Origin of the sequence: Herminiimonas aquatilis (assembly GCF_042665175.1) — a bacterium.
GTDB lineage: Bacteria > Pseudomonadota > Gammaproteobacteria > Burkholderiales > Burkholderiaceae_D > Oxalicibacterium > Oxalicibacterium aquatilis.
In genome coordinates this window covers 1792609-1805636 of sequence record NZ_JBHTCC010000001.1, presented here as the reverse complement: position 1 = coordinate 1805636, position 13028 = coordinate 1792609, and the positions used below count along the sequence as shown (strand labels likewise).

The following is a 13028-nucleotide window of genomic DNA, read 5'->3' as shown; positions in this document are numbered from 1 at the left end:
TATACCATAGCAATTTACACATTTGTAGGACGAATCGGATTGAAAACCATCAATGATCGAGCCAACAATCCCATCGATAAAATTACACTGGAATTACACTGGATTATCTATATCGAGGAAATGATGGGCGATCCCGAACTGCGCCGCCAAATGCTCGCCCAATGCCTGCACACCGTAACGCTCGGTGGCGTGATGCCCGCATGCAAGATAGGCTACGCCACTCTCACGCGCCAGGTGCACAGTCGGTTCCGAAATTTCGCCGCTTAAATACACATTGGCACCGGCCGCAATTGCATCACCCAGCAAGCTTTGCGCGGCGCCGGTACACCAAGCGACCGGCCCCAATTTTTGCGCCGGATCACCGATTACCAACGGTCGTCGTCCCAGTTGACGTTCAACCTGCTGCGCCAGATCAGCGACTGTTGAAATTGACGCATCCGCCATGACACCCAACCAACCCAGATCATCCTCACCAAACCGCGATTCGGCGCGCAAGCCGAGGCGGTGTGCAAGTTGCGCATTATTGCCAAACTCAACATGCATATCGAGCGGCAAATGATAAGCAAATAAATTCACATCATTCGCCAATAATATTTTAAGACGCTTATGCTTTTGTCCTATCACGCGTGCATCTTCCCCGCGCCAGAAATAGCCGTGATGCACCAAAATTGCATCAGCCCCTTTTTGAATCGCCGCTTCGAGCAAGGCTTGGCTGGCGGTGACCCCTGTCACCAGTGTTTTAATCTCTTTACGTCCCTCAACCTGCAAGCCGTTTGGGCAAAAATCTCGAAAACGAGTAATATCAAGCGTTCTCGCCATATATTTGGCAAGATCATCTCTATCTATCGTTTTCTGACTCATTTTTCCTACCCTTATGCGACGTCTCTGGCTGTTGTTTGCGCAAACCGTAACTGTCGGTTTAGCGATTTTGTTCATTGTAACGACCTTGAAGCCCGAATGGGCAGGCGGCGTATTCGGCGGCTCGCAAAAGATTCTTAGCGCGACCTCGGTACCCATGCTGGAAGCACCGCCGAATACAGCCCCCACACAAGGCTCATTCCGCGATGCCGCCAAACTGGCCATGCCATCGGTCGTCAACATCTTCACCAGCAAAACCGCAGCGCCTTCGCAAAATCCATTTCTGGATGATCCATTCTTCCGGAAATTCTTTGGCGACCGTTTCGACGAGCAGCAGGAAAAACAAGTCAGCCTCGGCTCCGGCGTTATCGTTAGTGCACAAGGTTATATTCTGACGAACAACCATGTGGTCGAAGCAGCAGATGAAATCGAAGTCGCGCTGGCCGATGGTCGTAAGGCGATTGCGAAAGTCGTCGGGTCCGATCCCGAGACCGATCTCGCCGTCGTCAAGATTGACCTCGACAATCTGCCTGCCATCACGCTCGGTCATGTAGAAGATGCGCGCGTCGGCGACGCGGTACTGGCCATCGGCAACCCCTTCGGTGTCGGTCAAACAGTCACGATGGGTATCATTTCTGCCCTGGGCCGCAACCATCTCGGCATTCTGGATGCATTCGAAAACTTTATTCAGACCGATGCTGCCATCAATCCAGGCAATTCCGGCGGCGCATTGATCGATGCCAACGGCAATCTACTCGGCATCAATACGGCGATCTATTCACGTAGCGGCGGCTCACTCGGCATCGGTTTCGCGATTCCGGTTACCACCGCCAAATCGGTAATGGATGCGATCATCAAGAATGGCCAGGTGGTACGCGGCTACATAGGCGTCGAACCGCAAGACATCACACCAGAGCTGGCTGAAAGTTTTGGCTTGAAAAAAACCAAAGGCGCCATTATTGCCGGCGTATTGAAAGGCGGCCCGGCCGACAAGGCAGGCATGCAGCCTGGTGACATTCTGGTTTCGGTTGAAGATAAAGACGTGACGGATATGGCAGACATGCTGAATCAGATCGCCCAGCTGACGCCTGGCAAGAAAGCCAAAATGGTCGTCATGCGCAGGAATCAGGAAAACACCCTGAACATCACGATCGGTATGCGCCCGAAAGCGCCGCCGCGTACCGCCGAATAAAGAGTCAAAAGTCAACGCACGTCATGCACATACGCGACCTAACGCAATTCCTCGCCGAACTATCGGAAAACAATAATCGGGCATGGTTTGTCATGAACAAGCCCCGCTACGATATTTTGCGCGCGGAGTTCCTTGAGTTGGTGACTGCCTTGATCGCGGACATCAGCAAATTCGATCCGGCAGTGGCCGCTTGCAATCCCAAGAAGGCGTTATTCCGCATTAACCGGGACATGCGTTTCTCGAAAGAAAAAATCCCGTACAAAACGCATTTCTCAGCAGCGATCAATGCCAGCGGCTTGAAGAAGCCCAGCCAGGGTGGTGGCGCGACTTACTATTTCCACATTGATCAAACTGGCACTCTGCTTATTGCAGGCGGCGAATGGATGCCGCCATCCGAACGCTTGCGCGCGATTCGGCAACATATGGTGGAAGATGCGGCAGGATTTTCCAAGCTACTGAAAAACAAGAAGCTAAAAGAGACTTACGGTGAGTTGCAACAGGAAGGCAAATTGATGCGCCCGCCCAAAGGCTTTGACGCCGATATGCCCCATCTTGAATATCTCAAGTTGAAAAGCTTCATCGTGTGGAAAGAAGTCGACGTCAAAAAAGTCTCAACCAATCTGGAAAAAACCTTGGCTTCCGACTTCAAGGACGCATATCCACTGATTACCTGGTTACGCCAGGCTTAACGATCAAATCGATTCGGATTCTTTTGGAGCCTGTGTAATTTTCACGAACAAGGGCGCCAGCAGCAAGCCGACCTCATACAAGATACACAGTGGTATGGCCAGGAGCAGCTGGCTCATTACATCAGGCGGCGTCACAATCGCTGCAATCACAAACGCCCCGACGATTACGTAGGGACGTATCTGTTTGAGTTTTTCAACAGAAACCAGCCCCATGCGCACCAGCACAATCACAATCACCGGCACTTCAAACGTCAAGCCGAAAGCGATGAACATCGTCATCACGAAACCGAAGTAACTATCGATATCCGGCGCCACCGAAATCGATTTCGGCGCGAAGTTATTGATAAAGTGAAAAATCACGCCGAACACAAAGTAATAGCAAAACGCGACACCGATCATGAACAAGGCAGACGACGACACTACCAGTGGCGCGATCAGCTTTTTTTCATGCGTATACAAACCTGGCGCGACAAAGGCCCACAACTGATACAGCACCCACGGCAGCGACAGAATGAAGGCCACCAGCATCGTGACCTTGACAGGAATCAGAAATGGCGTGATCACACCGGTGGCGATCATCTTGCTGCCTTCCGGCAACGCCAGCATCATTGGGCGCGCGAGAAAATCATAAATGGTGCCAGCCCACGGCATCAGGCAAACGAAGATTACAAGCACGACGATAGACGCTTTCATCAAGCGACTGCGCAACTCGACTAAATGCGAAATGAACGAATCTTCATTACCTATCATGTGTTTTTCTTCATTCAGTGTGTTGCAGCCGTTGCAAGCGCCAAAGCTAATTTAATAGCCAGGTCAGATCGGAGCCGCCAAAAATATCTTTTATGCGACCACTTATCAATGGAAAAAAGTTGTCGACTTGCGTGCACTCGCGGGACGGAACTTTGCCATGCGCGCTGCGCCGGAAATGACGCGTGATTTCTGCCCGCTTTGATGCTTGTACCAGGATGGCACTGCTGAGCTCGCGGCGAGTTTCTTCTTGCGGAAATTTTTTGATTTATCCGACGATTGATCGAAAGTCGGCGGCTCCATCAAGGGATTGATGTCTGTGTCCGAGCCATCCCAGGCCGAATGCAAACTGCTATCTGCGGCGGACATATTTTGCGCAATGCTGCGCTCGACATCGGTAGCTGCATCCTGCACATCCTTGTGCATCTTGCGCAACTCGTCCAACTCCATCTCGCGACTTACTTCAGATTTGACATCATTGATATAGCGTTGCGCACGGCCGAATAGAGTACCGGCCATGCGCGCTACTTTAGGCAGTTTTTCCGGACCGATGAACACCAGTGCGGCAACACCAATGATCGCAAGTTTGGAGAAGGCAATATCGATCATAGGATGGGCGATAGGCTGAATAGTTTGCGCGCAACGCTACAACACCCGTCGTAGCGAACGCGCAAGACATCAGCTGTTCGACTTCTCTTTCACTTCGACATCAACAGTGCCTTTATCTGCAACTTGCGAAGGCGCAGCATTCTGGGCTGCAGGCTTGTCGTCTTCACCCTTCATGCCGTCCTTGAATCCCTTGACCGCCTTGCCGACGTCTGTACCCATGCTGCCGATTTTTTTGGTACCAAAAACCAGTGCAACAATAACCAGTACGATCAGCCAGTGCCAGATACTAAATGAACCCATTGTTTTCTCCTCGAAGGACGTCTCCGTCCGGAATTCAGAATTGTTCGTTACGCCAATGAACGACGCCACGGGCGCGGTCCACCGATCACATGCATATGCAGATGGTACACCTCTTGACCACCATCGGGACCGGTATTGAAGAGTGTTTTAAACCCGCCTTGCGGGGCACCGTTTGCATCCACACCATAGCCGCAACCAAGTTCTTTTGCCAACTTGGGAGCAAGCAACGATATTTTACCCAACAAAGCGATATCACTCTCAGTGCAATCTGCCAAAGTAGCCAGATGCTTTTTGGGAATGATCAGGAAATGGATAGGTGCGGCTGGATTGATATCGTTGAATGCGAGCAAATCGTCGTCTTCATAAATAATCTGCGCAGGAATTTGTTTGGCTGCAATTTTACAAAAAATACAATTATCCAAATGAATCTCCGTGAGGCTATGATCAAATCACTGCATGCAAATACAATGCCTGCTAGTCGGCTTTGCGGCTCATCTTCTCGTCGATACCGGAAATGCCTTCACGACGCGCCAGTTCGTTGAGTACATCTTGCGGCTTCAGATCAAACTGCGCAAGTAACACTGCCGTATGAAACCATAGGTCGGCGCATTCGTACAATACGTGGGATTTATCACCATCCACCCGCGCATCTTTTGCTGCCATGACGAGCTCGGTCGCCTCTTCACCGATTTTTTTCAAAATCGCGTCGTCGCCTTTAACAAACAGCTTGGCAACATATGATTTTTCCGGGTCACCACCATTGGCTGGTTTGCGCGACTCGAGTACATCGGCCAAACGTTTCAGTGTTTCACTCATGACGAGTTTGCCTTGTCTGTAAAAGCTTATTTGTAAAACTTTATTTGTAGAATGTCGTCGGGTCTTTCAGCACAGGCTCAACCGTTTGCCAGTCGCCGTCCTTTGCATCACCTTCAAACTTCTGGAAGAAGCAGGAGTGGCGACCGGTGTGGCAGGCAATCGCACCCACCTGCTCCACTTTCAGCAAGACCACATCTTCATCGCAGTCGAGGCGCACTTCATGCACTTTTTGCGTGTGACCGGATTCTTCGCCTTTGTGCCACAACTTCTTGCGCGAACGGCTCCAGTAGATTGCTTCCCCGGAAGTGATGGTTTTTTCCAGTGCTTCGCGATTCATCCAGGCAAACATCAACACATCGTTAGTGCCTGCTTCCTGTGCGATGACAGGGACCAGACCATGCTCATCCCACTTCACCTTGTTCAACCATTTTGCGCTGCCGCTCATACCAACCTCATCGCAATACCTTGTTCAGCCATGAAGCGCTTGGCTTCCTGCACTGTGTGCTGACCGTAATGAAAAATGCTCGCTGCCAACACGGCATCTGCACGCCCTATTTTCACGCCATCGGCCAGATCCTGCAGGCCACCGACACCGCCAGAAGCGATAACGGGAATACTGATGGCATCCGACACCGAGCGCGTCAGTTCCAAATCAAAACCGCTCTTGGTACCGTCTCTATCCATGCTGGTTAGCAAAATTTCACCTGCGCCCAGACTTTCCATTTTCTTCGCCCATTCGATCGCATCCAGTCCCGTTGCCTTGCGGCCGCCATGCGTGAACACTTCCCAACGGCCATCCGAGGCTTTCTTCGCATCGATCGCGACGACTATGCATTGCGATCCATATTTTTGCGATGCATCGAATACCAGTTGCGGATTGCTGATCGCAGAACTGTTGATGCCAACCTTGTCGGCACCGGCGTTCAACAAACGCCGTACATCATCGACTGCGCGTACGCCACCGCCGACCGTAAGTGGAATGAATACCTGCGAAGCTACCGCCTCGATGATGTCGAGGATCAGATCGCGCCCATCGGAAGTTGCCGTGATGTCGAGAAAGGTCAGTTCATCCGCCCCTTGGTCATCGTAACGTTTGGCAATTTCTACCGGATCGCCGGCATCGCGCAATTCCAAAAAATTAACGCCCTTGACGACACGACCAGCAGTCACGTCGAGGCAAGGGATGATGCGTTTTGCCAAAGTCATTCGTCTACTTCCGGCTCGATACCGCTCAACTCGTCAGCTCTATCCTGCGCCGAACGCAGATCCAGCGTGCCTTCGTAAATCGAACGACCGCAGATCACGCCTTCAATCCCTTCGTCCTGCACTGCGCACAAGGACTCAACATCCTTGATATTGTGCACGCCGCCGGATGCGATCACCGGAATCGTCATGCTTTGCGCGAGCTTGACGGTCGCTTCGATATTCACGCCACCCATCATGCCGTCACGGCCGATGTCGGTATAGATGATCGATTCGCAACCATAGTCTTCAAATTTTTTCGCGAGGTCGATCACTTCGTGGCCGCTCAATTTGCTCCAGCCATCGGTTGCCACCTTGCCATCCTTGGCATCCAGGCCGACGATAATCTGTCCCGGGAAGGCGCTGCAAGCATCATGCAAAAAGCCTGGGTTCTTGACGGCGGCGGTACCGATGATGATGTAACTCAACCCGTCATCGAGATAACGCTCGATGGTATCCAGATCACGAATCCCGCCACCGAGCTGGACCGGGATTTCTTCAATGCCGTTTTTTTCTGCGTATTCGCGTACCGCTTGCAGGATAGCTTTGACTGCCGGCTCATTCTTCGGCTTGCCGGCGAATGCGCCGTTCAAATCGACCAAATGCAGGCGGCGTGCACCTTGTTCCAGCCAGTGTCGCGCCATATCGGCGGGGTCTTCGGAGAATACGGTGGCTTGTTCCATATCGCCTTGTTTCAGGCGAACGCAGTGACCGTCTTTGAGATCGATGGCAGGTATGAGCAGCATGGATACGTTGAGTTAGTTAAGTTATAGAAATGAGAGTTGCAGATGAATGCTTACGGCTTCCAGTGAACAAAGTTTTTGTACAGTTGCAAACCGGCGCTCGCGCTTTTTTCCGGATGAAATTGCGTTGCAAAAATATTGTCGCGGGCGATCGCGCTGCAAAACAGGGCGCCATATGGCGTTTCACCTGCAATATGCGCGCGCTCCGTCGGAACTGCGTAGTAACTATGCACGAAATAAAAGTAGCTGTCGTCAGCAATCCCGTTCCACAAGGGATGGGACAAGGATTGATTCACGCGGTTCCAGCCCATTTGTGGCACCTTGAAGCGCGAACCGTCTTCCTGCAACTGGCCGTCGAAACGGAACTTGACCACCTTGCCTGGAAAAAGACCCAAGCCTTTGGTGTTGCCCTCTTCGCTCCAGTCAAACATCAATTGTTCACCGACACACACGCCGAACAAGGGCTTGTTGGCAGCAGCTTCCAGCACCGCCTCCTGCAAACCTGACTCCTGCAGCGAACGCATGCAATCAGGGATCGCACCCTGTCCCGGCAACACGATGCGGTCGGCGGAACGAATGTCGCCAACCTCACCGGAAATGCGTACATCCGCTTCCGGCGCGACTTGACGCAAGGCCTGCGCCACCGAGCGCAAATTGCCCATTCCGTAATCCACTACAACTATTTTGTTCATGCTGATGGTTCAGATTTCAGTGAATTGAAACATTTTTTTTCGCCAACAACAGCTTACAGGCTGCCTTTGGTCGATGGAATCGTGCCAGCGGAACGCGGATCCAGCTCTGCCGCCATACGCAATGCGCGGCCGAATGCCTTGAATACAGTTTCGCACTGATGATGGGCGTTAACGCCTCGTAGATTATCAATGTGCACGGTCGCCAACGCGTGGTTGACGAAGCCATGAAAGAATTCGCTGGTCAAATCGACGTCGAATGCACCGATCATCGAGCGCGTAAATGGCACGTGGAATTCCAAACCTGGACGGCCGGAGAAATCGATAACGACGCGTGACAGCGCTTCATCCAGTGGCACATAAGCATGGCCATAGCGACGAATGCCTTTTTTATCGCCCAGCGCTTTGGCAAAAGCCTGGCCGAGCGTGATGCCGACGTCTTCCACCGTATGATGCGCATCGATATGCAAATCACCTTTGGCTTCAATATCCAGATCGATCAGGCCGTGACGCGCAATCTGATCCAGCATGTGATCGAGGAAAGGCACGCCGGTATTCAGCTTTTGCTTGCCGGAACCATCGATATTGATCGCAACGCGGATTTGCGTTTCATTGGTATTGCGGGTGATTTCTGCGGTGCGTGGCGTAGACATATTCGAGTGACCGTTACGATGAGAATGAGGTTTTAAAACCGTCGAGGTAGTGGTATTTCCTGATGCTGCTAGCGTAAGCCAAAAGCGCTTTCTGACAATACACGCATTTTACCCATATTTTCAGCTAGCACTTTGCGTTCCAGACACTGATTCCGTCTATCTCCGCAATTTTTGCATTTACGAGCGGCAAAACTTGCGCAACAAGACGCTGCTAAAGGCATGAACCGATGACTCCACGCTACCAGGCAATCAGGTCTCTTCCGGTACCGTTTTGTCATGGTCAGGCAGCACTGCAATCGCGTCCTCAGCCTCGATATCGAGCGCTGCCAGCCGCATTGCGATCAAATCGCAATATTCGGCATTCAGTTCAAAACCGACAAAATGGCGACCGCAGCGCTTGGCTGCGACCGCCGTCGTTCCGCTGCCCATGAAGGGATCGAGTACCACACCATCGGGTGGACAAGATGCCTTCAGCATGCGTTCGACAATTTCCAGCGGCTTTTGGGTGGGATGATCGGCACGTTCTTTATGCTCTTTATGCAGGCGCGAGACACTCCACACATCTTTAGGGTTGTAACCCAGCTCCAGCCATTTGGCACCGACAAAAATTGAGCGCGAACGTGCCTTCTTGGTGACGGCATCGTAGGGAATACGAATAGCATCCAGATCGAAGTAATAATCCTTGGCCTTGGCGAAGAAACCTACCGTGTCATGCACCGAAGAAAAGCGGCGTGTACTGCCGCCCATCGATGGCACGCGTCGGTCCCAGATAATTTCATTCACCATCGTCATGCGTTTTTTCAGCATGACAAACACTTCCGGCGAATAACGCCAGGTCAGAAAAATATACAGGCTGCCATTCGGCTTGAGCTTGGGCAATGCTGCGTCTACCCACTGCTCCATCCAATGCAGATAAGCATCGGCGTCCATCTTGTCGGAATCGTTACCGTAATCCTTGCCCAGACCATAAGGCGGATCAGCAATGATCAAATCGATAGCGCCATCCGGGATACGGGCCAGACCAGCCAGCGCATCTTCGCAAAAAATGCGATCGCGCCAGTCCGTCATTGCATCGCCCGCAAGCACGTCATTTTTTCAGCCGATATTCTGCCGAACGCGCATGTGCCTGCAAACCTTCGCCGTAGGCAAGTTCTGCTGCAACCTTGCCTAAAGTCTGCGCACCGCCTTCACTTACCTGCAGCATGCTGGAGCGCTTCTGGAAGTCGTATACGCCTAGTGGTGAGGAGAAACGCGCGGTACGCGATGTCGGCAATACGTGATTCGGGCCGGCACAGTAATCGCCCAGCGATTCGGAAGAAAAGCGGCCCAGGAACATCGCGCCGGCATGACGAATCTTGTCAGCCCATTGTTGCGGATTTTCCGTCGAAATTTCCAGATGTTCGGCGGCGATAGAGTTCGCGATCTCGCACGCTTCATCCATATCGCGGACCTTGATCATCGCACCGCGGTTAGTCAGCGAGGTAGCAATCACATCCTTGCGCGGCATCTCGGCCAATTGGCGATTGATGCTTTCAACAACGGCATCAATGTAAGCGGCATCAGGACAAATCAAAATAGATTGCGCCAGCTCGTCGTGCTCGGCTTGTGAAAACAGATCCATCGCAATCCAGTCCGGATCGGTGCTGCCATCACAAATCACCAGGATTTCCGACGGTCCGGCGATCATGTCTATGCCAACAGTGCCGAACACGCGCCGTTTGGCCGCCGCAACATAGGCGTTGCCAGGACCGACGATTTTATCGACTTGCGGTATCGTTGCAGTGCCGTATGCGAGTGCGCCGACAGCTTGCGCACCACCGATCGTGAAGACTCGATCAACGCCTGACATCGCCGCTGCGGCCAGCACCAATTCATTCTTCACGCCCTTCGGCGTAGGCACCACCATGATGACTTCTTGCACCCCGGCCACCTTGGCAGGGATCGCATTCATCAAGACCGATGACGGGTATGCGGCTTTACCGCCCGGTACGTAAATACCGACGCGATCCAGTGGCGTGACTTTTTGGCCGAGGATGGTGCCGTCGGCTTCGGTATAGCTAAACCCGGCAGAACCGATTTCCGCTTTTTGGCGTTCGTGATAAACACGCACGCGATCGGCTGCAGTTTGCAAAGCAGCGCGGCGCACGGGTGACAAGTTATTCAGCGCAGCTTGCAATTCATCTTGTGAAATTTCCAGCGCCGCCATATTCGACGCGTCTACATGATCGAATTGCTTGGTGTATTCCAGGACCGCTGCATCGCCCTCGCGCTTGACATGATCCAGTATCAGCATGACGCCGCGGTCAATCGCTTCGTCTTCGCTCGCCTCGAATGCCAACACATCGGCGAGTTGTGCCTTGAAGTCGGGATGCCTGGAATCAAATTTTCGGATTTGTATGGACATTTTTTTCTCTATCAACTCACGTAGAAATGAATGCGCTTATTCATCATTCATTCGCTATTTCAAGACTGGCGTTTCGACGCCTTTTCGAATGCTTCCAGTATTGGTTGCAAGCGTTCACGTTTCAATTTCAGCGCTGCCTTGTTCACCACCAGGCGCGACGAAATTTCCATGATGTGTTCGACTTCAACCAGATGGTTCGCGCGCAGGGTGCTGCCGGTGCTGACCAGGTCGACGATCGCGTCAGCCAGGCCAACCAGCGGACCCAGTTCCATCGAACCATACAACTTGATCAAATCAACGTGCACCCCTTTAGCGGCGAAATGCTCGCGCGCGGTTTGCACATATTTGGTCACGACACGCAGACGTGCACCCTGGCGCACCGCACTGGCATAATCGAAGCCGTCTTTTACCGCGACCGACATGCGGCAATGGGCAATATTCAAATCGATAGGCTGATACAAGCCTTCGCCGCCATGCTCCAGCAAGACATCCTTGCCCGCCACGCCGAAATCAGCAGCGCCGTATTGCACATATGTCGGCACGTCGGACGCACGCACGATAATCACGCGCACATTCGCATCGCTGGTTTGCAGAATCAGTTTGCGCGAAGTTTCCGGATCTTCCTTTACCTTGATGCCGGCAGCTTCCAGCAAGGGCAAGGTTTCTTCAAAGATGCGGCCTTTCGACAAGGCCAGCGTCAGTTGCTGCGGATTATTTTGTGTGTCAAATTTCGTATCGAATTGCGTCATTATTTCACTCGCTGAATATGTGCGCCGACGGCAGACAGTTTGACTTCCATGCGATCGTAACCGCGATCCAGATGATAAATGCGGTCGATCAGGGTTTCGCCTTCCGCAGCCAGCGCGGCAATCACCAGCGAGGCGGATGCGCGTAAGTCGGTCGCCATCACAGGCGCGCCCACCAGTTTATCGACACCGTCGACAATCGCTGTGTGACCTTCGATCGTAATCGCCGCACCCAGACGGTTCATTTCCTGCACATGCATGAAACGATTTTCAAAAATCGTTTCGATCACGCGACTGCTGCCTTCGGCAATGCAGTTCATCGCCATGAATTGCGCCTGCATGTCGGTCGGGAAACCTGGATATTCGGTAGTACGGAAGCTCACAGCTTTGGGACGCGACGACATTTGCACGCGTATCCAGTCGTCAGCCGAAGTCAGGATCGCGCCTGCTTCGCGCAGCTTATCGAATGCAACATCCAGCGTATCGGTGCGCGCCTTGTGTAAAGTGACGTCGCCACCCGCTGCCGCCACCGCACACAGGAAAGTGGCGGTTTCAATGCGATCAGGAATGACTGCATGCGACGCGCCGTGCAAGCGTTCCACACCCTGGATTACCAGACGATCGGTACCTATGCCGGCGATTTGCGCCCCCATCGCGACCAGCAGATTCGCCAGATCGGTGACTTCGGGTTCGCGCGCAGCGTTTTCCAGTATCGTTTCGCCATCAGCCAGTACCGCTGCCATCAACAGGTTTTCGGTACCCGTGACCGTGATCATGTCAGTGACGATACGTGCGCCCTTCAGGCGCTTTGCTTTCGCATGAATGTAACCGGCTTCGATCGTAATCTCGGCGCCCATCGCCTGCAGTCCCTTGATATGCTGATCAACCGGGCGTGAACCAATCGCACAACCGCCAGGCAGCGAAACCCTGGCTTCGCCGAAACGCGTCAGCAATGGACCGAGCACGAGTATCGATGCGCGCATGGTTTTCACCATTTCATACGGCGCTTCCAGCTTGTCAATCGCGCTACCATTCAAGGTAACGTGCTCGCCATCCTGCTCAACCTGCAAACCCATTTGGCGCAACAACTTCAACATCGTCGCGACGTCCTGCAGCCGCGGCACATTGCTGAGTTGAACAGAATCGGCTGTCAACAGTCCTGCGCACAGGATGGGCAAAGCGGCATTCTTGGCACCGGAGATATCGATGTCGCCGGAAAGACGATGACCGCCTTGAATCAAAAGCTTGTCCATTTAAAGCTTGTCCATAAATGAGTTGAATTATTAAGGCGTTTGAATTCTGCACGCGCGGAAACTTGCAGGCGCATACCTTTCATAACG

General features: G+C 52.7%; 17 protein-coding genes. 2 read left to right on the top strand and 15 right to left on the bottom strand.

All coding sequences use genetic code 11. The features are described 5' to 3' along the window. Positions 1-93: 93 nt before the first annotated feature. Positions 94-861, bottom strand: a complete 768-nt coding sequence (locus tag ACFQO0_RS08400; protein WP_382233592.1) for a Nif3-like dinuclear metal center hexameric protein — start codon at positions 859-861, stop codon at positions 94-96. 13 nt (positions 862-874) lie between these two features. Between ACFQO0_RS08400 and ACFQO0_RS08395 the strand changes: the two genes are divergently transcribed. Together ACFQO0_RS08395 and ACFQO0_RS08390 are read left to right on the top strand one after the other, a co-directional pair. After that, on the top strand, positions 875-2050 hold the full coding sequence (locus ACFQO0_RS08395) for a Do family serine endopeptidase (protein ID WP_382233590.1): 1176 nt from the start codon (positions 875-877) through the stop codon (positions 2048-2050). Positions 2051-2073: 23 nt separating this feature from the next. After that, positions 2074-2739 (top strand): DUF2461 domain-containing protein, encoded by a 666-nt coding sequence (locus ACFQO0_RS08390; RefSeq protein ID WP_382233588.1) that lies wholly within the window; start codon positions 2074-2076, stop codon positions 2737-2739. Between the two features lie 3 nt (positions 2740-2742). Here the strand turns inward: ACFQO0_RS08390 and tatC are convergent, their stop codons facing one another. The 14 genes from tatC to murA all read right to left on the bottom strand — a co-directional run bounded on the left by tatC (position 2743) and on the right by murA (position 12941). Beyond that, entirely contained in the window at positions 2743-3489 is a 747-nt protein-coding gene (gene tatC / locus ACFQO0_RS08385; RefSeq protein ID WP_382233586.1) for a twin-arginine translocase subunit TatC, read from the bottom strand. 105 nt (positions 3490-3594) lie between these two features. Next, positions 3595-4095: a Sec-independent protein translocase protein TatB gene (gene tatB / locus ACFQO0_RS08380; RefSeq protein ID WP_382233584.1), complete on the bottom strand. Its 501-nt coding sequence runs from the start codon at positions 4093-4095 to the stop codon at positions 3595-3597. A gap of 69 nt (positions 4096-4164) precedes the next feature. After that, entirely contained in the window at positions 4165-4395 is a 231-nt protein-coding gene (gene tatA / locus ACFQO0_RS08375; RefSeq protein ID WP_011872424.1) for a Sec-independent protein translocase subunit TatA, read from the bottom strand. A gap of 47 nt (positions 4396-4442) precedes the next feature. After that, the gene (locus tag ACFQO0_RS08370; protein WP_382233582.1) at positions 4443-4817 is read right to left on the bottom strand and encodes a histidine triad nucleotide-binding protein; all 375 of its coding nucleotides are present in this window, start codon (positions 4815-4817) and stop codon (positions 4443-4445) included. Positions 4818-4869: 52 nt separating this feature from the next. Continuing rightward, positions 4870-5211, bottom strand: a complete 342-nt coding sequence (locus tag ACFQO0_RS08365) for a phosphoribosyl-ATP diphosphatase (RefSeq protein WP_382233580.1) — start codon at positions 5209-5211, stop codon at positions 4870-4872. Positions 5212-5251: 40 nt separating this feature from the next. Next, on the bottom strand, positions 5252-5656 hold the full coding sequence (gene hisI / locus ACFQO0_RS08360) for a phosphoribosyl-AMP cyclohydrolase (RefSeq protein WP_382233578.1): 405 nt from the start codon (positions 5654-5656) through the stop codon (positions 5252-5254). Next, entirely contained in the window at positions 5653-6417 is a 765-nt protein-coding gene (hisF, locus tag ACFQO0_RS08355) for an imidazole glycerol phosphate synthase subunit HisF (protein WP_382233576.1), read from the bottom strand. The genes hisI and hisF overlap by 4 nt, the downstream gene beginning before the upstream one ends. Further along, the gene (gene hisA, locus ACFQO0_RS08350) at positions 6414-7199 is read right to left on the bottom strand and encodes a 1-(5-phosphoribosyl)-5-[(5-phosphoribosylamino)methylideneamino]imidazole-4-carboxamide isomerase (protein WP_382233574.1); all 786 of its coding nucleotides are present in this window, start codon (positions 7197-7199) and stop codon (positions 6414-6416) included. Before hisA ends, hisF begins: the two co-directional genes overlap by 4 nt. A 50-nt stretch (positions 7200-7249) precedes the next feature. Further along, positions 7250-7888 (bottom strand): imidazole glycerol phosphate synthase subunit HisH, encoded by a 639-nt coding sequence (hisH, locus tag ACFQO0_RS08345; protein ID WP_382233572.1) that lies wholly within the window; start codon positions 7886-7888, stop codon positions 7250-7252. Between the two features lie 53 nt (positions 7889-7941). Further along, positions 7942-8538, bottom strand: coding sequence for an imidazoleglycerol-phosphate dehydratase HisB (gene hisB / locus ACFQO0_RS08340; protein WP_382233570.1), 597 nt, complete (start codon positions 8536-8538; stop codon positions 7942-7944). Positions 8539-8787: 249 nt separating this feature from the next. Next, positions 8788-9606 carry a DNA-methyltransferase gene (locus ACFQO0_RS08335; RefSeq protein WP_382233568.1) on the bottom strand — a complete coding sequence of 273 codons (819 nt, stop codon included), beginning with the start codon at positions 9604-9606 and terminating at the stop codon, positions 8788-8790. A gap of 19 nt (positions 9607-9625) precedes the next feature. Next, positions 9626-10942 carry a histidinol dehydrogenase gene (hisD, locus tag ACFQO0_RS08330; RefSeq protein WP_382233566.1) on the bottom strand — a complete coding sequence of 439 codons (1317 nt, stop codon included), beginning with the start codon at positions 10940-10942 and terminating at the stop codon, positions 9626-9628. Between the two features lie 59 nt (positions 10943-11001). After that, entirely contained in the window at positions 11002-11691 is a 690-nt protein-coding gene (gene hisG, locus ACFQO0_RS08325; protein ID WP_382233564.1) for an ATP phosphoribosyltransferase, read from the bottom strand. Continuing rightward, a complete protein-coding gene (gene murA / locus ACFQO0_RS08320) occupies positions 11691-12941 on the bottom strand; it encodes a UDP-N-acetylglucosamine 1-carboxyvinyltransferase (protein WP_382233562.1) in 1251 nt (416 codons plus the stop codon). The genes hisG and murA overlap by 1 nt, the downstream gene beginning before the upstream one ends. Between the last annotated feature and the right edge of the window lie 87 nt (positions 12942-13028).

Bases quoted from the DNA above. Each gene is read 5' to 3' on its own strand.
- ACFQO0_RS08400 (WP_382233592.1), bottom strand. From the start codon at position 861: ATGAGTCAGAAAACGATAGATAGAGATGATCTTGCCAAATATATGGCG.
- ACFQO0_RS08395 (WP_382233590.1), top strand. From the start codon at position 875: ATGCGACGTCTCTGGCTGTTGTTTGCGCAAACCGTAACTGTCGGTTTA.
- ACFQO0_RS08390 (WP_382233588.1), top strand. From the start codon at position 2,074: ATGCACATACGCGACCTAACGCAATTCCTCGCCGAACTATCGGAAAAC.
- tatC (WP_382233586.1), bottom strand. From the start codon at position 3,489: ATGATAGGTAATGAAGATTCGTTCATTTCGCATTTAGTCGAGTTGCGC.
- tatB (WP_382233584.1), bottom strand. From the start codon at position 4,095: ATGATCGATATTGCCTTCTCCAAACTTGCGATCATTGGTGTTGCCGCA.
- tatA (WP_011872424.1), bottom strand. From the start codon at position 4,395: ATGGGTTCATTTAGTATCTGGCACTGGCTGATCGTACTGGTTATTGTT.
- ACFQO0_RS08365 (WP_382233580.1), bottom strand. From the start codon at position 5,211: ATGAGTGAAACACTGAAACGTTTGGCCGATGTACTCGAGTCGCGCAAA.
- hisI (WP_382233578.1), bottom strand. From the start codon at position 5,656: ATGAGCGGCAGCGCAAAATGGTTGAACAAGGTGAAGTGGGATGAGCAT.
- hisF (WP_382233576.1), bottom strand. From the start codon at position 6,417: ATGACTTTGGCAAAACGCATCATCCCTTGCCTCGACGTGACTGCTGGT.
- hisA (WP_382233574.1), bottom strand. From the start codon at position 7,199: ATGCTGCTCATACCTGCCATCGATCTCAAAGACGGTCACTGCGTTCGC.
- hisH (WP_382233572.1), bottom strand. From the start codon at position 7,888: ATGAACAAAATAGTTGTAGTGGATTACGGAATGGGCAATTTGCGCTCG.
- hisB (WP_382233570.1), bottom strand. From the start codon at position 8,538: ATGTCTACGCCACGCACCGCAGAAATCACCCGCAATACCAATGAAACG.
- ACFQO0_RS08335 (WP_382233568.1), bottom strand. From the start codon at position 9,606: ATGACGGACTGGCGCGATCGCATTTTTTGCGAAGATGCGCTGGCTGGT.
- hisD (WP_382233566.1), bottom strand. From the start codon at position 10,942: ATGTCCATACAAATCCGAAAATTTGATTCCAGGCATCCCGACTTCAAG.
- hisG (WP_382233564.1), bottom strand. From the start codon at position 11,691: ATGACGCAATTCGATACGAAATTTGACACACAAAATAATCCGCAGCAA.
- murA (WP_382233562.1), bottom strand. From the start codon at position 12,941: ATGGACAAGCTTTTGATTCAAGGCGGTCATCGTCTTTCCGGCGACATC.